The organism is Dyella humicola, assembly GCF_026283945.1.
Classification (GTDB): Bacteria; Pseudomonadota; Gammaproteobacteria; order Xanthomonadales; family Rhodanobacteraceae; genus Dyella; species Dyella humicola.
This window is the reverse complement of the sequence record NZ_JAPDPC010000001.1, coordinates 2,012,535-2,031,704: the sequence shown is the minus strand read 5'-3', so window position 1 is coordinate 2,031,704 and position 19,170 is coordinate 2,012,535. Positions and strand designations below refer to the sequence as shown.

Below are 19,170 nucleotides of genomic sequence, written 5' to 3'. Positions count from 1 at the left end.
TTACTCAAAAGCGGGATGATCCGGTAAAGGCTGAGTCAGCGCTTTGGCTTCCTCGCCCAGGAAATACAACGCAGCAAACAGACCTTCGGTGATGTCCCCTTGAAGCGGCCAATGCCCCGGCTCGGTGGATTCGCAGGTGGTCTGCAACTCACGAAATGCATCGCTGTTGGCGAGAATTCGCGAGAGGGCGTGGATGCCAAGGCATAAGCCGCCGAGACGCGCCGCCCGGCGTTGCTTGGCGTTCTCGGCGAGGGTTAGCGTCCAGTAGGGACGGCCGAGTGGGTTGCTGGGACGTGTGCCCGAGGGCTGGCAAGCTTGCGCGTGTTCCGTATGATCAAACTTATCCATTATCAACTCCTCAGAAGTTGGTGGTGGCTAGCGGGTCGCGTGAGTTGCAACCTCACGCGGCCCGCGCTACTTCATTGCCAGGCTGTCGCTGGTGACAAAGCATCTGACAAGAATCACCACGACCGAGCGACCATCGCATACGACGATGGGCCTGTCCGTCAGGTAAATATTGGGAAGCGGTTGAGGAGAAGCCGGCTTAACGCGCCGGTGTCAGACCGGAAGATCAGCAAGCCTCAGCGGAAGATGTTGTGCGTATGCGCCGTCTTGCGCTGGCAACCATGGCGGTGAGTCGCCCACGGCGCTAAACGGGGGAAGCAGGTATTTAGGTGGAATATTGGGTGAGCTCGGCACCCCACTTAGCCACCTCCATTCACTAATTTCGCCCGAGCCCACGGTGGCCCATGATGGCCTCAGGGTTCGCGCGGCTCCCCTGGTACTGGATGAGTAGCTACACGCTGTCATTGCGTACCTCCATATAACCTCGGGCGCAATCCCATTGCCGGACAACGGCTATGAACGAGTCTGAGAAGCAGGCCCTGATCGATGAATTGACAGAGGCTGTGAACGAAGCAAAGGAGGCCGGGGCCCAAGCAAAGATGATGGCGGACGCACTCAGCAACGCAGCCACAGAGGCATTGAGCGACGCAGAGAGGGTAACTCTTGCCATCGCAACGAATATCGCTCTGAGCGAATCGAGAAGGGCCGCAGCGTGCGCCGAAAGCTCGAGACGGGCGTTTCACAAAGCAACAAGAGAATTGAGTTACGAAGAAAAGAAGGACAAATTCCAAAACCAGTTCATCAATGGGATGAACAATATGGTGTCTGTGGCGGCCTACATAACTGCAGGTACTTTTCTCGCCAGCCAAGCCCGCCTGCCAATGACGTCGAAGGGCCTTTTTCTTGGCATCTCGTCCACGGTATTGACCATCATCGGACTCTATGGGGCATTCCTGACAGCCTCAGACATGTGGTCCGCCTGCCACATTCGATTCCCGAAATTCGTCGCTAATCCCATTGGCATGGTGATTATCTTGCTGGTTGTATCGTCGATCGTAGGCGTCCCCATGGTTCTTATCCTGCTGTCGGATAAATGAGAGGACGATAGCCGCGCGGATGTCCGCATGACCGAGTTCGTGTTGTCTCGACGGTGATTGTCGATACGGTCGCGGCAATCGCAAACCTTCTGCTTAGATCCATCCAGACCTTCCAACGTGTACCCAGACACGGGGCTCTCTCACTACGACTTCTTTATTTTCTCTGCGCATTAAAAAAGCCAGCTAGACGCTGGCTTTAGGGACTCGCTCGGTTACGGCGTGTTGATCAGAATTGTCCACCTATGATTCGGATGACACCCTGATCCCCGACGTACTCCGCAAAGGTTTGCACCTTAGTGTTGGCGATATTCATCAGAAACGCCCCTGAGCGGAAGTTCAGAGAGTAGATGCTCTTGCCAGCATCGCCAATGAAATCAAAGCCAGCGACAGAGTGAAGCGGGTTGCCATCGGGGTCGATCACCCACTGGTAAACCTCTTCGACCCTGCTCGTGCCTTCGAGAGTCTTGGCAAGCTGGAGCTTCTGGTCGGTTTCTTTCGCCAGCTGATCAACTGTGCCACCCGAGGATCCTTCATTGCGTTCGATGTCCGCCTTGCCTGCGGCGATACTGCTTTGCAAGTTTCCTATCTGACGCTCTTTCTCTTTTTCGATTCGGCCGTGGAAAACCTCTGGACTGCTTACGTCATCCCGCTCCATCTGAAGCAACGGGGCTAGCTCTGCATCGGAAGTCGCCGCCTGAATCTTTGCCAGAAGCTCTTCGTGGGCCTGGGCCAAAGCCTTTGTCTTCTCGATATTTCCTTGAAGAGTGGCCTTCCAGGCTGCGAGAGTCTGCTCCTCTTCGACAATGTATTGCTTCGCCACCGACTTCAAAGGCTCGCTAGCGTTCTTGAGGTCGCAACGATATTCAACTACGGTTCGACCGCGATCATCTTTGGTTGCTTTCCAAGATTTCGACTCACAGACACTTCGATTGTCAAGAATCTGACCAACGGTGAATGTTGGGTCAAGGTCGAACTTCATGTCCTTCACTGCACTGACAGCGCTGCTTCCGCAACCTGCAAGCAAAGCGCAAATAGTCGCTATTGCGGCGACCTTCAACTTTTCCATTTGAATCCCCTGTTCCGATGTAGCGCAAATGGTGGTCAACACCTGACCAGGGCCGATGCTACGGAAGCTCACAGGGGAAAGCCAGATGATGTGCCGCTCCACTCAGAATCCGTTTACCTCATTTGGCCACCGGTTCCTAAGTGTTTGCGCTGCTCTTTCCTCCCCCTTGCTCTTCGATACGCTCCAGCTCCTCGATGCTCAGCTCTGGCTTCGGCAGTCGAGGAGGTGACGATTTCGGAGGAGCCTCGACGGTGGACTTGTAATTGTCGTTTTTCAGGGGCGATTCCCTTGTCAGATATGATGTTCGGAGCACAGGGGGAACAGCATGGACAAGCCAGCAGCTAAGCCTATTCGGCTCTACCACTTCACCTCTAAAGAGTTCGCGATTCAGGACATCGTGAAACAGCGCCTGAAGATTGCCCGGATCATGGAGCTGAACGACCCATTTGAGTTCGTCGGCGCGGATTTGGAAAACCGCATGTGGCGCGCCACGATGAATGGGATGAAGGAGGCTTATAACGACAAGTTCGGCCTCATTTGCTTCAGCCGGACATGGCGCGATCCCGTCCAGTGGAGCCACTACGCGGATCACCACAAGGGGATCTGCCTCGGCTTTGACGTTCCGCCCCACCTGCCGGTGCAGGTCAACTATGTGCGCTCTCGAAGTCCCATCCCTATCGCACCGCATGAAATCAACCTGGACCCAGACGATCCTGTCCTTACAGAGATCTTCAAGTCGGCGATGCGAACAAAGTTCGCCCACTGGAGCTACGAGGATGAGTTCCGGCTGTTCACTGATCTGAATGAGGCCGAATACAACGTTGCTGCTGAAAAGAATCTCTACTTTGCCAACTTCAACGTCGGTCTGACCCTGCGCGAAGTGATTGTCGGTGCGAACTGCACTTCTACGCCTGAGGAGATTTCCGAAGCCCTGACCGAATACAAGGGCGTCGTCGTTAGGAAAGCTCGCCCTGCATATCGCACCTTCCGGATGGTCGAGCAGAAGCACGAGCTGTACTGGAAATATCCTCCCGAGCGCTCCGTCTACGACCCAAGCCCTGTGATCGTCATCAACAAAGAGAGCTAGTCAGACTTAGCTCTTAGCGTGCGAAGCGCTTAGAACGCGATACAGCGCGTTGCAAAGCAAAGGGGCCGACTGCTCCACGTATAGAAGTAATCGGCCCCTGGAACAGCTGAGCTTAGGCTCAGAATCAGCGACCGGGGCAGCATTTTCAAGTGCGGCAGCCATGGCTGCTAGGAATGCTCTCGCGAGGGGCCGTTGATCTATCCGTCAATTGGCGCGGGTTCCTGATTGCGATCTTCTGCTGGGTCATTCCGTACGCGGTGGAGAGTCGGAAGCTCAGGAAGTCGAGCAAGACGCGAACCAAGTACACGCTAGGGACATCACGTGGCGGCAAAGCTCTGAATGACTGAGAACGTGACATGCCAAAAATCGGGGTCAGGCTCCCTTCTATAGTTAGCGTTCAATCCGAGAAGGGAACCTGACCACGTTATCGTAGGTATAGACGTTCATCTAACCTCAATCGCAACTCGTGCCGTAATTGGGTAGGGCTGCACCTGAGCGCGCGGACAATTCGGAACTACGAATTACCGGAAGTTGCAGCGACATACCCGCGCAACAAGGTTTCGCTTTGCCACAAAGCTTGATCGATGGCGTTCTCCGCCTTTCGCCTCGAAACCTCCAGTAGTCGTGCGCAGCGTTCTTGATCGCCACGCAAGGACGCGCACAACGCCTGACAACGCGGAAGGAGCCAGGGAGACGTCCACGCGGCATTTGCAGGCAGCAGATCATCGACCAATCCCGTCCCATCTCCAGTGAGCATTACTTCTGAAAACGCCAGCTCTGTCCGCAATGTCGCCACTAGCTCGGTCAGCATCATTCGTCTCGCGGGATCAAGCGCTGCAGTCAACGCATTGAACTGCGCGCTTCGCGATACTGCACTCGGCCAGTCACCGCGATTTTGATCCGCCTTCAATCGATACCATAAAGCGACGAGCGGCATCGGCGTGGGCTGTTGTTCCAGGGATGCCAGTTCGTCCTCTGGCAACTGGTTTGCCGTCTGCCCGGCGAGAGAGCGCGACATCACTCGTGTATATGCGAGGTTGGGTCCCGCCTCGTCCACGCCTCGGAGCCAAGTAAGAAGGCGCAAGCCATCCGAGGCGATAGCGCCTTGGTGCGGAACGAGATTGATCAGAGCAAATCCCGCGTTCATGACTGAAAAGGCCAATGACAGAGAGCCCATTGGCTGTCGCCACAACCATCCAACTGCCCCGAACAAGATCGCAAACGCCATGTTGCCAACGGGGCCGCCCAGACACATCCCAATAATTTGTTTGCGCATCGGCTGACCAAATTGCGGAAACGCCAATACGAATCCTGCTAGTTGGCGTCGTCCGCCCCGGGACCAGCGAACCTTCCAGCCACGCCGCTGTGCATGAAACTCTAGCCCCGCGATATTGACCGCCCACACGGTCATGCCAAGAAGTCGCGCGCAAACGCCGTGGCCTAACTCGTGCACGACCAGAGCGAGCATAAACAGCACCCCAGCAGTCAGACACGCGGCGGCGTTATTCGTCGAAGAATCGCCAAGCCAAACAAAACACAGCGATGTCGCCAAGGCACCTGTCACCACTGACAGCACGACCTGGGCACAAAGAGCGAATCGATTCATCCAAGCTTTCACGGTATCCCCTTCCTGAAAAACGGGGTCAAGTTCACTTCCTTGGCGATCAAAAGTGAACCTGACCCCGTTTGATTTCTATGACCCCGCCGCCGGCAAGCCATACCTTGTAGCTCGCACTTCGATTTGCGGATCGAGCGTGCGCGCGGCGACCAGATCGGCATTACCTGCGTCCGTCTGGCCATCGCGAATTTTCGCCAGCCCAAGGGCATAACGCGCCCACGCGGAGAGCGGCTTCTGCGCTGCGGCCTGCTCATAGGCCTTGATCGACTCGGCAAAATGTCCCAGCCGCAACTCGATCAAGCCAAGACTGTCGAGATAGGCCGGGATTTCGCCATCACGCTTGATCGCCTTACGGCAGTCCTTCAAGGCGTCGTCGAGCATCTGATTGCTCAGGCCGCGCGCCCAACAGCGCTCGTTGAGTGCGGAGCCAAGCATGGCGTCATCTTTATGCAGGCGAATCCAATCGTCGAGAATGGGTAGAGCCGCAGTGGGCTGATCGAGTTGGATGTAGAGGGCAGCAATCGATCGTGCCTGCCTTGATCCCGCGGATGCCACAGCGCTTGCCGCCGTCACATCGGTTGCGGCACCCGTGCGGTCCATGCGCGAGAGGCGGAGCTCGGCGCGCATCTGCAACGCCTCGAAGCTCTTCGGATCCAGGCTCAAAGACTTGTCCAGATCGGCGAGCGCGGCATCGGGCTGTTTGTCCACCGCATGTGCCCGCGCACGGGCAACATAGTAAGCGGCTTGATCGGGCGCCATGCGGATCGCTTCATCCAGGTCAGCGATGGCAGCCTTCGGTTCGCCACGAGACAGGTGCGCTTGGCCTGTTAGCGCGTAATCACCAGCGGTCTTGGGGACAGCGCTGTTTTCGTGCGCCGTAGCTCCGGCATCGGGTTTGTCGCTGTTTTCTGGTGCGTCAGCGAAGGTAAACACGCGCCCGCCGTTATAGTTGAAATAGGCTTTCTTCTGGCTGTTGGCGATGAACATGTGATGGGCGAGGAGAAAATCCACACCGAGTAGCATGTCGGTTGAACCGTCTCCAATATCTCCATCAATAACTTGCATCTTGCTGTGCTGGATTATTTCCGTACCGACTTGGAACGAATCAACGCGTACGGTCCATGTCTTGAGTTGCTTCGCGCCAAGGCCGTAGCTGCTCATGCCAGCCCTGACATCTTGCGCATGTAAGTTGATGCCGGCTCGCTCGGCAGCGTCACGAGTCAGTAAGGTGGCGGTGGCCCCTGAATCGAGCAGTGCCCTCACTTTCTTGCCGTTTATGGTCACATTGAAAAAAGTGCGTTGGTCGAACTGGTTGTCGGCCGGCTCGATATCGGCGATGTTGTAATTGTCATCCTTTACCCAATACGCCAGCGCCGATTTATCGCAGTGCTCCGCTTTGAACAGCGTCAATTTGCCGTGCGCAAGATCGATGTCAAGATCGTCGAAATCGAGCAGGTTGGCCCCAAGCAATCCATCACCGGCATCGCTGCCGCCGACGATGAAAGCAACATTCTTGAACGTCGTACCGAGGATGCCAAATTCCTTGACGTGCGTTTGCTGGACAAAGGCGTCGCCTCCAATGCCGCTGATGCGATAGCCAAGTGGCGCATGTTGCAGCTTGAGTCCAAGCGACGAGGCGTTGGCATTCGACATGAGGTTGGAGGAAGCACCCGTATCGAGAATAAATCGCGCATCGTTCCCATTGATCTTCACCATGGTCGTGGCGCGTTCGCCGACCATTTCCACCGGTAAAGTGCCGTACCTCTTCAAATGGCAGCCGTCGGCCCAAGCTTGGCCGACGAAGAAAACGCATAAGCCCAGACCGCAAAAACGCAACATCCCCATCACTCCCCCCTGTTTGCCATGTCCGCAGAATGTACTTGCGCAGCTCACGGCCCGCCGTCCAGCAAGCCGGGAAGCACCCCCAGGGCATGCTCAACGAATGCCCGGTCAGCAACAAGGGGGCGAACTTACCTTTCGCAGGTTTGGCCTAGCTAGCTTTGAAGGCGCCCCAGAAACTCAGCCACAAAAAAAACCGCCACAAGGGCGGGTTTCTTCGTACTGCTGGGACCCAGCGTCTCAACCACTGAATCCACTTATTGGTGCCCAAGGGGGGCAAACAGAAACGTTGGTGCGTAAGGGCTAGAGCCACTTTTGGTGCCTTTTTGGTGCCCACTCAAATTCGAGTCCCTGCTAGGGACCAAAACCGAGGAATGATTGCTTGTGCAGCGCCGGTGATGGCCAACCACCATTCCGGTGGCGTCCCAACGTGAGCCTTGCGTTGCGCACTAGCGGGCACCGGTAAGTCCGCTTTGGGTTGCGGACGTTCATATGTGGCGAACAACCCTCTCGACCACGCCCAAAGGCAGTCCAACCTCTGACTAATTCGTAATCTTCATATCAATGAAGATCGGTAAGCCATCGGCGCTGGCATAAGTCGGCAAAGCTGGAAAAGGTGCTCCTGCGAATTTATCTCTGAAGCAGGCCGACATCTTGGTGTTTGGGCGGACTTCGACCCGAGTCGCCGTACCATTGGCCATGATGTCTGCCACAAGCGTAAAGCTCCCTGTGTCTCGGGTCACGCCATCCGGAAAGCATTCGACCATCGCATCTCGGATGTAATTGCCGATGGCTCCATAGAGAACCCGGTCATACGCCTGACCATCAGGCGCGTCCTCTAGTTTCCTAGCGACGGCGACACGGCTATCAAAGGAATCTGCTGCGGACGCACTTGCTGCTGCCAGGACCAATGCCGCAAAAATAGGATTTCTCACATGCGTTCCTTATTGGTTTCTCGATTCTCATCCGTTCGTATGGCTTTGACCTAAGGAATAAGAGAGCGGATACCCGTGGGGCCCTAGCTCCGCCGTTGGTTAGGTCTGCTTTGGGTCGGAAGCAGAGCTTCCACAAGCCTACCGGACCTGTGCCAAACGGGCAGCTAAAAGCACCACGTCGCCCGAAAGTACGCGTGGTTCACATTCGACCGCCTGGCCTGGCAAGAACTTCCATTCCTCTTGGCTTGGAACAATCCCCAGAAGTTCGTAGTTCGAATCGCCTAAGTGGCGCGCAGCAACAGGGCGCCAGGCATCGGTTCCTTCGTTCAACAGCACTACGTAAACAGTCGGCATGGTGGCGGCCGCCCCTCTCAGCTTAGGTCTGCTCTGGGTCGAAAGCCGACATGACGGCTCACTGATAGCCAAATCACACACCTCCCGTGTAGCCCAATAGATACGGCAGAACGGCCAATAGGCTTAGCGTATATAGCAAGACCGCGGGAATCTTGAGCATTCGATAGCGGCTAGCAGCCAATGCAATCAAAACAATCAAGAGCACCACAATTGGAAAGTGAAAGTAGAAATTGACCTGGCCGGATGATGGGTAGCCAGGCACATGTTGGCCATCCAAATACTTAAGCGAGCTGTAGCCCTTCCATACAAAGAAGACCCAGATCGCTGCCGTTATGCTCCCAAGTACATGCGAGGTTTTCATACGTTTAGCTCTGACCTATAAACCTGAGTCCACGCCGCGAAATGCGTCCGCTTCGGGTCGAAAGCGGACCTCAACTGGTGCCCTAGATACGTCGGATATTCCACTTAGCTACCCGAGCCGTCGTTTAGCAGGATAGGGATCTCTGGGTAACCCCTTTGCGCAGAAGCGTAGAAACGGTGAAAGCCGTTCATAACTCTGTATTTATATGTGGATGGATGTTCAATTGGAGCCACGACTATGGGCGGCAAAGATCCATTCGGGTCCATCATGGCCATAAGCACGGGAACCATCTTGTATTTCTTGAAAGGCTCGACACCCACGCCTCGAACGGGCGGCTCAATTTCAGTTAGTGGAACTGCCTGAGCATTCGAGTGCGGCTCGTAGCAATAAAACCGATAGCCGGGTGACACCCGCTCGAAGTCGCAAAAACTTAGCCATTCCTCGGGAATTATGTAGTTCATGGGAGCCCTTGGTGTGCCTGACCCGCTGACCCTCGAACGAAATCTGCGATTACCTATAAGACTCGGGATCGAACACCCGCCTCGGGTCCCAAGCGGACGCTTCGTGGTCATCTAAACAGGGGCAAATTCCGTGCTCAAACCCTCGGTTCGCCGCTGCGTGCAGCCGTACCACCGCGAATCAGCGAAGCTGCAACTTCCATTGAGGTTATCGGGCAGGAAGCGGCAGTCTTCGAACTCACATTCGACGAACCGGCATCCCGAGAACGAGCAACCTCGAAAGTCACAACCGTGAAATTTGATTCCGACAAAAGTGGCGATGTTGAACAGCGCCCAGTAGATGTCACATTGCCTAAACGTAGAGTCGAGGAAGGCAGAGGTGACATGCAATCCTTCGCCATGGATGCCCCTGAATTCACAGAAAATGAAAACCTGTTCCTCCCAGGTAATCCCTTCCGATAGACCCTTCTCAAAGACTTCGCTGGTGACCTGCATTTAGCCTTCCCATCCATGAAAGTTGGTTTACCGCTACTTGTCGATCAGCAAGGCGATGTCCGCTATGAGTCGGAAGCAGACCTTACGCGGATCCAATTTACAGATATGTATAGGAAGCAACCACTGGGCTGACACCACGACCAATCGGAGAGACTAGCGGTAGAACACAGTGGGTCGGTGTGCAAACTAGAGACCAATTCGTGTGCGCGGCTGCAACGAACCGCAACTAGCGGCAATCGAGAGCAACTCATCAGCCCGTGCGGTGTTCAAGAGGCGAGTGCTGGTGCCCTCGAGGTGCCCTTTTAGTGCCCTCGAGGTGTCCTTTTGGTGCCCTTCAAGGTGCCCTTTTGGTGCCCTTGTGCAATTTCAGTAGCCTGAAACGACTTAGGCCATCCTTTCGGATGGCCTAAGTCGTTGTTTCTACAAACCCAACATTCCGCCCTATACAGGATTGAATGTTAAATTTTCGTTATGGTGCCCAAGGGGGGACTCGAACCCCCACGCCTTACGGCGCTACCACCTCAAGGTAGTGCGTCTACCAATTCCGCCACCTGGGCAGGTGTCTTACTGTGTTTTCTTTGCCGGTTCCGTCGCGGCGGGGACTTCGCCTGCCGGCGGCTTGGCCGGTGCCGTGGCTGCCGGGACATCGCCCTGCGTGGCCGTCGGCTTGGTCGCCTGCGGGATTTCCGCGTTGACCGGAGCGGCGGGCTGCGCATTCTGCGTTGCAGCCGGCTTATTGGCAATACCCGACATCACACCGAGATCGCTACCGCTCGCAGCCTGCGAAGTACCGTGGCGGCTGAGGTAAATACCCATGCCAAGGCTAAGCAGAAAGAACAGAGCCGCGAGCACGCCCGTCGCACGGGTCATGAAGCTGGCCGAGCCGCGTGCACCGAAAACGGTCGCCGAAGCACCGCCGCCGAAGCCCGAGCCCGCATCCGCACCGGCGCCGCGCTGCAAGAGAATCAGCACGATCATCGCCGCGGCGATCAGAATGTAGAAGACGCTGAAGATGACGAACATGTTTGTCTAAAGGATCCGTTGCGCTTAGTGCGCCGCAGCGCAGATTCCCAGGAACTCGGCAGCTACTAGTGAGCAGCCTCCAATCAGTCCTCCATCTACGTCCGACTGCGCGAACAAGTCCGCCGCATTCGCCGCTTTGACGCTGCCGCCATAAAGCAGCCGAGTCAGACGGGCAATCATAGCATCTTCTTTTTGGAGTTGGCTACGGATGAACGCGTGAACCGCCTGCGCCTGCGCCGGCGAGGCCGTGAGACCCGTCCCGATGGCCCAGATCGGCTCATAGGCAATCACCGCGGTATCGAAACTGGCGATGCCATTGAGCTCGATCACCGCCTGAAGCTGTCGCGCGATCACCGCCTCGGTCAAGCCCTGTTCGCGCTCGTTCAGCGTTTCACCCACGCAGAGAATCGGGGTGAGGCCGCCGGCGCGTGCGGCGGCGAATTTGCGCGCCACCAGGGCGTCGGTCTCGCCATGGTATTGGCGCCGCTCCGAATGCCCCACCAGCACCCATTGCGCCCCCACGTCGGCCAGCATCGCGGCGGACACTTCGCCGGTATAGGCGCCCTGCCCCTCACGCTCACTCACGTCCTGCGCACCGAAGCCCAGGCCGGAGCCGACATGCTGGCTGGCCAGCTCGCCCAGATACGGGAACGGTGGAAACACCGCCACGTCGATGGAGGAAGGCAGCGCGGCAACGATGTCGCCCACCAGGGCGGCCGCCATGCTGCGGCTGCCGTACATCTTCCAGTTGCCGGCGACGAGTTTCTTGCGCATGTCATGATTCCCCTGCGTACAAACGCGAAATCTTAGCGATGGACCATGCCACTGGCAACGCAGGGCAGACAAGCCACTGCTCTGACGAGAAAAATCGGCAAAACCACAAAGAGACCACTTGATGCCACCTACCCGCCCGCTCACCCTGATTACCGGCGCCTCCGCCGGCATCGGCGCCGCCTTTGCACGCGACCTCGCCGCGCGCGGGCACGACCTGGTGCTTACTGCCCGCCGCACCGACCGCCTGGAGGCGCTTGCCCAGGAACTACGAACCCGGCACGGGTGTGCCGTCACCGTACTCACGGCCGACCTGGCCGAGCCGCGGGCGGTAGGCACACTCTGCGATGAACTGGTTGCACGTGGTCTTGCCGTGGACTGGCTGGTGAACAACGCCGGCTATGGCGTGCCGGGCACCTTCGAGGCCGTCGATTGGCCGGTGCATGAGGCTTTTTTCCGGGTGCTGATGACCGCACCGACTGAGTTGGCCTGGCGGCTACTGCCCGGCATGCGCCAGCGTGGCTACGGACGCATCATCAATGTGGCGTCGTTGGCGGGTCACGTACCGGGCTCGGCCGGACATACGCTGTATGCGGCGAGCAAGGCGTATCTGATCAAGTTTTCGCAATCGCTGGCGCTGGAGAATCGGCATCTTGGCGTGCAGGTGTGTGCGTTGTGCCCGGGGTTTACCTGGTCGGAATTTCACGACGTGACGGGGACGCGCTCGCTGATGAACGCGCTGCCTGGGTTTATGTGGCAGACGGCTGAGGCGGTGGTGCGTGAGGGATATGAAGCGGTTGAGCGTGGCGAGGCTGTGCATGTGACGGGGCGCGTGAATCGCTTCATCAAGGCGTTGATGAAGTTGCTGCCGGATCGGCTGACGTTGTGGTTGTCGGCGCGGGAGTCGAAGAGGTATCGGGCGTTGGAGAATATGCCGTGAGGTTGTTGTTCTAGAGGGAGGTGCTGGCGCGAATGGGATGAAAAGCGCGGGCGTTGGCGCAGATATTTGGCGCGGACGCGAGCACCCGCCCCTCACCCCAACCCTCTCCCCGAAGGGGAGAGGGAGTGAATGGCTCGCTTAAATCAGCTTGATCTCACGCAGGCGCTGCATCAGGTATTCGTGCGAGGTGATGCTGGTGTCGTAGCGGCTCGGGTTGTCGGGCGTGATGGTCTGCGGCAGCGGGTCGAGTACGACGTCGGGGTTGGGGTGCAGGAAGTACGGCACCGAATAACGCGGCTTGCGGGCGTTGTCGTTCTGCGGGTTCACCACGCGATGCGAGGTGGAGGGATACACGTGGTTGGTGAGGCGCTGCAGCATGTCGCCGATATTCACCACGATGGCGTCGCCTTCGGTGGTGATCGGCAACCACTCGCCGTCGCGGGTCAGCACTTCCAGGCCTTCCGCACTGGCGCCCACCAGCAGGGTGATGAAGTTGATGTCTTCATGTGCGCCCGCACGGACGTTCGGGATGTTCTCCTCGGTAATCGGCGGGTAGTGGATCGGGCGCAGGATGGAGTTGCCCTGGTCCGTCTTGTCCTCGAAATAGTTCTCGGGCAGATCGATATGCAGCGCCAGCGCACGCAACACGCGCGAGCCAAGCCGGTCGAGCGCGTCGAACAGGCCGTAGCCGTAGTACTTGAAGTCCGCTATTTCGGACGGCCAGATATTCGGCGGCATCACGTCGGCAAACTTCGAATCGCGCGGAATCTCGCGACCGATATGCCAGAACTCCTTCAGGTCGGCGTGCGTGCTGTCCTTGGCGGTCTCCACCTTGAACGGCGTGTAGCCACGAGCGCCACCCGTGCCGGGGACACGGTAGCTCATCTTGGTTTCGGTCGGCAGCGCGAAGAAGCGCTGGAACGTGTCGTAAGCGCCGTCGATCAGTTCGCGGGGAATGCCGTGTCCACTGATGCAGCAAAAACCGAATTCGCGATAGGCGGCACCGAGTTCGGCGACAAAGGCCGCGCGATCGGAGTCATAACGACGGATGTCGAGTGTCGGAACATTCTTCATGGCTGGTCCAGGTTGTGCGTGCGGTCCACTTCAATCCGCCACCGCAGGGGCGGGGCACGTCGGGCCAATCCTTGGCGACCTGGATCAAAAACTCTTACAGGCTCACGAGCGTTCTGCGGCGGATTTTACGATATCGGCCAGCCAACCTGCCATCTGCTGGACCTCGGCCGCGTCGGCCGCCTCCACCGTGACACGCACCAGCGGCTCGGTACCCGAAGCGCGCAACACCACCCGGCCACGTCCCGCCAGGGCCCGCTCCGTCTCAGCCAGCGCCTCGCGCACCGCGTCGCTGTGCAGGGCTTCGCGGGCGCCATCGGCGCGCACGTTGATCATCACCTGCGGCATTTTGTGCAGGCCCTGGCGGGCCTGGGTCAGATCCATGCCTTCATGCACCAGCACTTCGAGCACGGCCAGCGCGGACACGATGCCGTCGCCGGTGGTGGCGCGATCCAGGCACATCACGTGGCCCGAGGTTTCGCCGCCGAGATTGCCGCCATGCTCCTTGAGCTGCTGCATGACATAACGATCGCCCACGTTAGCGCGGATCAGCTCGACACCTAGCCCCTTCAGCGCCAACTGCAAGCCGTAGTTGCTCATCAGCGTGCCGACGACGGGGCCCTGCAGCAAGCCTTGCTTTTTCCAGCTGCACGCCAGCACGTACAGAATGTCATCACCATCGGAAAGCGTGCCGTGGCGATCGACCAGCTGCACGCGGTCGCCATCGCCGTCGAAGGCGATACCGATATCCGCGCCCTGCTCCACCACGGCGCGCATCAGCGCCTGCGGGTGGGTGGAACCGACATCGCGATTGATATTGAAGCCATCCGGCTTGTCGCCGATGGCGGTGACGTCGGCGCCAAGCTCCGAGAACACCTTGGGCGCGACCTGATAGGTGGCACCGTTCGCGCAATCGAGCACGATCTTCATGCCGCGCAGGCTGAAGTCCTCGGCCACGGTGGTCTTGCAGAACTCGGCATAACGCGTCACGGCATCGCCGACGCGAATGGCCTTGCCCAGCTGTTCGGACGCTACGGTGGTGAACGCCAGCTCCAGCTCGTGCTCGATCGCCATCTCGATCTCATCGGACAGTTTTTCGCCATTGGCCGAGAAGAACTTGATGCCGTTGTCATGATGCGGATTGTGCGAGGCACTGATCACAATGCCCGCTTGCGCGCGCAGCGATCGCGTGAGAAAGGCCACAGCGGGCGTGGGCATCGGGCCGAGCAAGCCCACGTCGACGCCCGCGGCGACCAAGCCCGCTTCCAGCGCCGACTCGAACATATAGCCGGACACGCGGGTGTCCTTGCCGATAAGGACCTTTGGCCGCACCGGGCCACCGCGGGTCAGCACCACGCCGACGGCGCGGCCCAGTTTCAGCATGAAATCCGCGCTGATCGGCCACTGGCCGACGAGCCCGCGAATACCGTCCGTTCCAAAATACTTGCGTTGCGTCATGGTTCAACTCCGGGCCCGCGCGTGTCGAAAGCCGCGCGATGCCGCTTGAATGCTGTTATTACTCGTCGTCCGGCCAGCGTGGCTGGGCGGGTTTGCTATCGCGGCGCTCGGGCGTATCGCCGGCCTGCACGGCATGCCATACGGCCAGGGCATCAACGGTGGCGGCCACATCGTGCACACGCACGATCCGCGCGCCGCGCTGCACGGCAATCAGCGCGGCGGCGACCGAGCCTGCAGCGCGATCGGCCGGCGTGGTCTTGCCGGTCATCGCGCCAATCATCGATTTGCGCGACAGGCCAACGTAGACGCCACTGCCGAGATTGGCGAAGCGCTCCAGCGCGCGCAGGAGCGCGAGGTTGTGTTCCAGCGACTTGCCGAAGCCAAAGCCGGGGTCAACCATCACCTTGCGCCGATCGATGCCCGCCAGTTCGCAAGCGAACAAACGATCCGTAAGGAAGCGATGCACGTCACCGACCACATCGTCATAGTGCGGCTCGGCCTGCATGCTGCGCGGTTCGCCTTGCATATGCATCAGGCACACCGGCACACCAAGCTCGGCCACGGCATCGAGCGCACCTTCGCGACGCAGCGCATACACGTCATTGACCATGCCAGCACCCGCCGCCACCGCGGCGCGCATCACTTCCGGCTTGGAGGTATCGATCGCCAGCGGCACCTGGGTGCGCGCAGCGAGCTGCTCGATCACCGGCAGGACGCGACTCAGTTCGTCCTCGATCGACACATCGTCAGCGCCGGGCCGGGTGGACTCGCCGCCGATGTCGAGCATGTCCGCGCCCTCCTCGACCATGCGCAGCGCATGCGCCACGGCCTGCTCCAAGCTGGCATGACTGCCGCCATCGGAGAAGGAATCGGGCGTGACATTGAGGATGCCGACCACGCGCGGACGGTCAAGCCGCAGCGGCCGGCCAGCGCAGTCAAGCACGGGAGCGAACAGATCAATGGACATGGTTACTCCCCGATTCGGTAAGGCATGACACGCGGCACGCGGCCGGAGCGCTCAGGACTCGCCGCCGCCCAGCGGGCCCATGAACTGGCGGTAATAGCGCAGTTCGTCGATCGAATCGCGGATATCCGACAGCGCCGTATGGGCAGACTCCTTGGAGAAACCCTTGCTGATCGAGGGCGCCCAGCGCCGGGCCAGCTCCTTGAGGGTGGACACGTCGAGATTGCGGTAGTGGAAAAAGCGCTCCAGGCGCGGCATTTCGCGATGCAGGAAGCGACGGTCCTGGCAGATCGAGTTGCCACACATGGGCGACTTGCCCTGGGGCACCCACACCCTGAGGAAATCGAGCGTCGCCCGCTCGGCGGCAGCATGGTCGTCGGCCGAGGCCACCACCTGCTCCCACAGCCCCGACTTGCGGTGCTGATTGCGGTTCCACGCGTCCATGCCTTCCAGCCGCTCCAGCGGATGCCGGATCGCAAACACCGGGCCCTCGGCAAGGATGCGAAGGTTTCGATCGGTGACGATGGTGGCGATCTCGAGGATGGAGTCGGCATCGGTATCGAGCCCGGTCATTTCCAGATCGATCCAGATCAAATTGTCGTCGTTCGCTTGGCTCATGCGCCCTCCTGGACGCGGAGTCTAGCAGCACGAGGCGAAGTGCCGTCCCGCAGGGGTCTGCTCCCACCGTCCCGGCAGCACCGCCGGGCGTGAAGCCCGCATGGACGGCATGCGATGATCCGGGCATGCAGACCTTCTTCTGGCATGACTACGAGACCTTCGGCGCGGACACCTGGCGTGACCGCCCGGTGCAGTTCGCCGGCATCCGCACGAATATGGACCTGGAGATCATCGGCGAGCCGGTGATGTTCTTCGGCAAGCCACCACGCGAGATGCCGCCGCACCCCGAGGCCTGCCTGATCACCGGCATCACGCCCCAGCAGGCCGAGCGCGAGGGCGTGATCGAGGCCGACTTCGCGGCGCGCGTCCACGAGCAGCTAGCCCAACCGGGCACCTGCGGCGTGGGCTACAACTCGCTGCGCTTCGACGATGAGGTCAGTCGCCAGCTGTTCTATCGAAACTTCTTCGAGCCTTATGGGCGCGAGTGGGAGAACGGCAACTCCCGCTGGGACCTGATCGACCTCGTCCGCATGTGCCAGGCCCTGCGGCCGGAAGGCATCGTGTGGCCGCTGCGCGATGATGGCTCGCCGAGCTTCAAGCTGGAGCATCTGGCGAAGGCCAATCACTTGCAGCAGGAACGTGCGCATGACGCGCTATCGGACGTCCACGCACTGATCGACCTGGCCCGGCTCATCCGTGTGCGCCAGCCGCGCCTGTGGGACTGGTATCTGAGCCTGCGTCGCAAGCAGCGCGCGTTCGAGCTGCTCGACGTGACCAGCATGACGCCGGTGGTGCATGTGTCCTCGCGCTATCCGTCCAGTCGGCACTGCCTGGCGGTGGTCGCGCCGCTCGCCGCCCACCCCAGCCGCCCGACCGAAATCATCGTCTACGACCTTGCCACTGATCCGTCCGAGTGGCTGGCGCTGGATGACGAGGAGATCGCCGACCGTATCTTCACCGCGCGCGCCGACCTTCCCGAAGGCGTGACGCGTATCCCCCTGCGCACCGTGCGGGCCAATCGCGCGCCCGCGCTGGCACCGCTTTCCGTGCTCAAGGGCGTCGACCTGGAGCGCCTGCAGGTTGACCTGGAGCGCATCCAGGCCCATCGCGACATACTCGCAGCGGCCGAAGGCCTCAAGGAAAAGTTGCGCCGCGTCTTCCAGCGCGCGGCTGACCTGCCACCTGCGCAAGACCCCGAACTGGCGATCTATGGCAGCTTCCTGCCGGATTCGGATAAGCGCCTGCTGGCGGACGTGCGAGCCACCCCGCCACAACAATTGGGCGAGCGTGCCTTCCCTTTCCGCGACCCGCGTTATCCCGAGCTGCTGTTCCGCTACCGGGCACGCAACTGGCCCGAGACGCTCAGCGCCGACGAACAAGCGCGCTGGGGCGAATTTTGCCGCGAGCGACTGTTCAAGCACACGCCACTGACCAACCTTACCCTGGACGACTACTTCGCCCGCATCGCCGAGCTGCGTACCGACGCCGCCAACCAGCAGAAACTCCCCCTGCTTGATCAACTGCAGCTTTGGGGCGAGATGCTGGCCGCCGAGTTCGCCCCACCTTCCGCCTGATAGCCAAGCCTATGCCGACCGCCTATTTCTCTGCCGCCAGCTTCCGTTTCCTGCGCTCGCTGGCGCGCAACAACAGCCGCGAGTGGTTCCAGGACCATAAGGACGATTACGAGCGCCACGTGCGCGAGCCGTTCCTGGCCTTGATCACCGATCTGCAGGCGCCGCTGGCCAAGATCAGCCCGCATTACCGGGCCGACCCGCGCAAGAACGGCGGCTCGCTGTTTCGCATCTACCGCGACACGCGCTTCTCCAACGACAAGCAGCCGTACAAGCCATGGCAAGGCGCGCGCTTCTTTCACGAACGCCGCCACGAGATTCCCGCGCCATCGTTCTACCTGCAGATCCAACCGGGCGATTGCTTTGCCGGTGGTGGCATGTGGCATCCGGAGTCCGACGCCCTCAAGCGCATCCGCGACTTCATGGCGGACAACCCCGCGGCGTGGAAGCGCGCCACGCGCAGCAAGGCGTTTCGGGATCACTTCGAGTTCTGGGGTGAGTCACTCACCCGCCCACCACGCGGCTTCGACCCGAACCACGAACTGATCGACGACATCAAGCGCAAGGACTTCGCCTGCGGCGAGGCCTTCGATGAGGCGCTTGCGTGCTCGGCGGAGTTGCTGCCCACGGTGGTGGCGACGTTCCAGCGCGTGGCACCGCTGGTGGATTACTTGTGTGCGGCGCAGGAGTTGGATTTTTAGGCTCCGCCTCAAACCACGCGTTAATCGAGCCCCTCCGCAAGCGTGCCGCTTACGCAGCGGGCGTTTCGATCGCCTGCCGGCGCTCGAGTCACTTTTCTTTTGCTGGCCCAAAAGAAAAGTAACCCAAAGAAAACGGCCTTAAGAGCTGGTAGCACTCCGTGGGATAGAAGCGTTGGAAGGTTCCCGCGAGCAAATAGCTGGTCGCCCACGGCGAGACACAGCGGCTACCCCGCAACGCGCCAACGCGATGAGGACCTAAAGCAGGCTCGGCCGAAGGTCGTGACGATGTCGCATCCAAGTGCCCAGATGGTCACCGCACGGCCCACGCCTTAAGCCCTCACCGCCTTGGCGCGTTGCGGTGTAGCCGCAGTGTGTAGGCCGTGGGCCGCCACTCATTA

The 19,170-nt window shown here is 59.7% G+C and carries 19 protein-coding genes and 1 tRNA gene; 5 read left to right on the top strand and 15 right to left on the bottom strand.

Annotation, left to right across the window (positions count from 1 at the left end; genetic code table 11):
* Window positions 1-348: a hypothetical protein gene (locus tag OUZ30_RS09080; RefSeq protein ID WP_266181908.1), complete on the bottom strand. Its 348-nt coding sequence runs from the start codon at window positions 346-348 to the stop codon at window positions 1-3.
* 512 nt (window positions 349-860) lie between these two features.
* Here OUZ30_RS09080 and OUZ30_RS09075 point away from each other — a divergent pair.
* On the top strand, window positions 861-1,442 hold the full coding sequence (locus OUZ30_RS09075; protein ID WP_266181907.1) for a hypothetical protein: 582 nt from the start codon (window positions 861-863) through the stop codon (window positions 1,440-1,442).
* Between the two features lie 226 nt (window positions 1,443-1,668).
* Here OUZ30_RS09075 and OUZ30_RS09070 read toward each other — a convergent pair whose 3' ends face one another.
* Window positions 1,669-2,508 carry a hypothetical protein gene (locus OUZ30_RS09070; RefSeq protein ID WP_266181906.1) on the bottom strand — a complete coding sequence of 280 codons (840 nt, stop codon included), beginning with the start codon at window positions 2,506-2,508 and terminating at the stop codon, window positions 1,669-1,671.
* A 325-nt stretch (window positions 2,509-2,833) separates the two neighbouring features.
* Between OUZ30_RS09070 and OUZ30_RS09065 the strand changes: the two genes are divergently transcribed.
* Entirely contained in the window at window positions 2,834-3,595 is a 762-nt protein-coding gene (locus OUZ30_RS09065) for a DUF2971 domain-containing protein (protein WP_266181905.1), read from the top strand.
* A 514-nt stretch (window positions 3,596-4,109) separates the two neighbouring features.
* Here OUZ30_RS09065 and OUZ30_RS09060 read toward each other — a convergent pair.
* From OUZ30_RS09060 to tpiA, 9 genes are all read right to left on the bottom strand, one after another.
* Window positions 4,110-5,213 carry a M50 family metallopeptidase gene (locus OUZ30_RS09060; protein WP_266181904.1) on the bottom strand — a complete coding sequence of 368 codons (1,104 nt, stop codon included), beginning with the start codon at window positions 5,211-5,213 and terminating at the stop codon, window positions 4,110-4,112.
* Window positions 5,214-5,288: 75 nt separating this feature from the next.
* Window positions 5,289-7,052: an aspartyl protease family protein gene (locus OUZ30_RS09055; protein ID WP_266181903.1), complete on the bottom strand. Its 1,764-nt coding sequence runs from the start codon at window positions 7,050-7,052 to the stop codon at window positions 5,289-5,291.
* Window positions 7,053-7,594: 542 nt separating this feature from the next.
* Window positions 7,595-7,987, bottom strand: a complete 393-nt coding sequence (locus tag OUZ30_RS09050) for a hypothetical protein (RefSeq protein ID WP_266181901.1) — start codon at window positions 7,985-7,987, stop codon at window positions 7,595-7,597.
* 427 nt (window positions 7,988-8,414) lie between these two features.
* Entirely contained in the window at window positions 8,415-8,702 is a 288-nt protein-coding gene (locus OUZ30_RS09045) for a hypothetical protein (RefSeq protein ID WP_266181900.1), read from the bottom strand.
* A 104-nt stretch (window positions 8,703-8,806) separates the two neighbouring features.
* The gene (locus OUZ30_RS20410) at window positions 8,807-8,992 is read right to left on the bottom strand and encodes a ParB N-terminal domain-containing protein (protein WP_486599072.1); all 186 of its coding nucleotides are present in this window, start codon (window positions 8,990-8,992) and stop codon (window positions 8,807-8,809) included.
* Between the two features lie 282 nt (window positions 8,993-9,274).
* Entirely contained in the window at window positions 9,275-9,655 is a 381-nt protein-coding gene (locus tag OUZ30_RS09040) for a pentapeptide repeat-containing protein (protein ID WP_266181899.1), read from the bottom strand.
* A 472-nt stretch (window positions 9,656-10,127) separates the two neighbouring features.
* Window positions 10,128-10,212 (bottom strand) — tRNA-Leu (locus OUZ30_RS09035).
* A 7-nt stretch (window positions 10,213-10,219) separates the two neighbouring features.
* Complete coding sequence (secG, locus tag OUZ30_RS09030; protein ID WP_266181898.1) at window positions 10,220-10,678, bottom strand: preprotein translocase subunit SecG; 459 nt, start codon at window positions 10,676-10,678, stop codon at window positions 10,220-10,222.
* A 24-nt stretch (window positions 10,679-10,702) separates the two neighbouring features.
* Entirely contained in the window at window positions 10,703-11,452 is a 750-nt protein-coding gene (tpiA, locus tag OUZ30_RS09025) for a triose-phosphate isomerase (RefSeq protein WP_266181897.1), read from the bottom strand.
* Window positions 11,453-11,573: 121 nt separating this feature from the next.
* Between tpiA and OUZ30_RS09020 the strand changes: the two genes are divergently transcribed.
* A complete protein-coding gene (locus OUZ30_RS09020; RefSeq protein WP_266181896.1) occupies window positions 11,574-12,389 on the top strand; it encodes an SDR family NAD(P)-dependent oxidoreductase in 816 nt (271 codons plus the stop codon).
* Between the two features lie 138 nt (window positions 12,390-12,527).
* Here the strand turns inward: OUZ30_RS09020 and OUZ30_RS09015 are convergent, their stop codons facing one another.
* From OUZ30_RS09015 to orn, 4 genes are all read right to left on the bottom strand, one after another.
* Window positions 12,528-13,463, bottom strand: coding sequence for an isopenicillin N synthase family dioxygenase (locus OUZ30_RS09015; RefSeq protein WP_266181895.1), 936 nt, complete (start codon window positions 13,461-13,463; stop codon window positions 12,528-12,530).
* A 102-nt stretch (window positions 13,464-13,565) separates the two neighbouring features.
* Entirely contained in the window at window positions 13,566-14,918 is a 1,353-nt protein-coding gene (gene glmM, locus OUZ30_RS09010) for a phosphoglucosamine mutase (protein WP_266181894.1), read from the bottom strand.
* 58 nt (window positions 14,919-14,976) lie between these two features.
* Window positions 14,977-15,885: a dihydropteroate synthase gene (folP, locus tag OUZ30_RS09005; protein ID WP_266181893.1), complete on the bottom strand. Its 909-nt coding sequence runs from the start codon at window positions 15,883-15,885 to the stop codon at window positions 14,977-14,979.
* A gap of 51 nt (window positions 15,886-15,936) precedes the next feature.
* Window positions 15,937-16,500 (bottom strand): oligoribonuclease, encoded by a 564-nt coding sequence (gene orn / locus OUZ30_RS09000; RefSeq protein WP_266181892.1) that lies wholly within the window; start codon window positions 16,498-16,500, stop codon window positions 15,937-15,939.
* Between the two features lie 125 nt (window positions 16,501-16,625).
* Here orn and sbcB point away from each other — a divergent pair, with 125 nt between their 5' ends.
* Together sbcB and OUZ30_RS08990 are read left to right on the top strand one after the other, a co-directional pair.
* Complete coding sequence (gene sbcB, locus OUZ30_RS08995; protein WP_266181891.1) at window positions 16,626-18,074, top strand: exodeoxyribonuclease I; 1,449 nt, start codon at window positions 16,626-16,628, stop codon at window positions 18,072-18,074.
* Between the two features lie 11 nt (window positions 18,075-18,085).
* Window positions 18,086-18,772 carry a DUF2461 domain-containing protein gene (locus tag OUZ30_RS08990; RefSeq protein WP_266181890.1) on the top strand — a complete coding sequence of 229 codons (687 nt, stop codon included), beginning with the start codon at window positions 18,086-18,088 and terminating at the stop codon, window positions 18,770-18,772.
* Window positions 18,773-19,170 lie beyond the last annotated feature (398 nt).

What these genes read in the sequence shown, in the direction of transcription:
- secG (WP_266181898.1), bottom strand. Translation starts at nt 10,678, where the DNA reads ATGTTCGTCATCTTCAGCGTCTTCTACATTCTGATCGCCGCGGCGATG.
- OUZ30_RS09040 (WP_266181899.1), bottom strand. Translation starts at nt 9,655, where the DNA reads ATGCAGGTCACCAGCGAAGTCTTTGAGAAGGGTCTATCGGAAGGGATT.
- OUZ30_RS09015 (WP_266181895.1), bottom strand. Translation starts at nt 13,463, where the DNA reads ATGAAGAATGTTCCGACACTCGACATCCGTCGTTATGACTCCGATCGC.
- OUZ30_RS09020 (WP_266181896.1), top strand. Translation starts at nt 11,574, where the DNA reads ATGCCACCTACCCGCCCGCTCACCCTGATTACCGGCGCCTCCGCCGGC.
- sbcB (WP_266181891.1), top strand. Translation starts at nt 16,626, where the DNA reads ATGCAGACCTTCTTCTGGCATGACTACGAGACCTTCGGCGCGGACACC.
- OUZ30_RS09075 (WP_266181907.1), top strand. Translation starts at nt 861, where the DNA reads ATGAACGAGTCTGAGAAGCAGGCCCTGATCGATGAATTGACAGAGGCT.
- folP (WP_266181893.1), bottom strand. Translation starts at nt 15,885, where the DNA reads ATGTCCATTGATCTGTTCGCTCCCGTGCTTGACTGCGCTGGCCGGCCG.
- glmM (WP_266181894.1), bottom strand. Translation starts at nt 14,918, where the DNA reads ATGACGCAACGCAAGTATTTTGGAACGGACGGTATTCGCGGGCTCGTC.
- OUZ30_RS09055 (WP_266181903.1), bottom strand. Translation starts at nt 7,052, where the DNA reads ATGTTGCGTTTTTGCGGTCTGGGCTTATGCGTTTTCTTCGTCGGCCAA.
- OUZ30_RS09080 (WP_266181908.1), bottom strand. Translation starts at nt 348, where the DNA reads ATGGATAAGTTTGATCATACGGAACACGCGCAAGCTTGCCAGCCCTCG.
- OUZ30_RS20410 (WP_486599072.1), bottom strand. Translation starts at nt 8,992, where the DNA reads ATGGTTCCCGTGCTTATGGCCATGATGGACCCGAATGGATCTTTGCCG.
- OUZ30_RS08990 (WP_266181890.1), top strand. Translation starts at nt 18,086, where the DNA reads ATGCCGACCGCCTATTTCTCTGCCGCCAGCTTCCGTTTCCTGCGCTCG.
- OUZ30_RS09070 (WP_266181906.1), bottom strand. Translation starts at nt 2,508, where the DNA reads ATGGAAAAGTTGAAGGTCGCCGCAATAGCGACTATTTGCGCTTTGCTT.
- orn (WP_266181892.1), bottom strand. Translation starts at nt 16,500, where the DNA reads ATGAGCCAAGCGAACGACGACAATTTGATCTGGATCGATCTGGAAATG.
- OUZ30_RS09065 (WP_266181905.1), top strand. Translation starts at nt 2,834, where the DNA reads ATGGACAAGCCAGCAGCTAAGCCTATTCGGCTCTACCACTTCACCTCT.
- OUZ30_RS09045 (WP_266181900.1), bottom strand. Translation starts at nt 8,702, where the DNA reads ATGAAAACCTCGCATGTACTTGGGAGCATAACGGCAGCGATCTGGGTC.
- tpiA (WP_266181897.1), bottom strand. Translation starts at nt 11,452, where the DNA reads ATGCGCAAGAAACTCGTCGCCGGCAACTGGAAGATGTACGGCAGCCGC.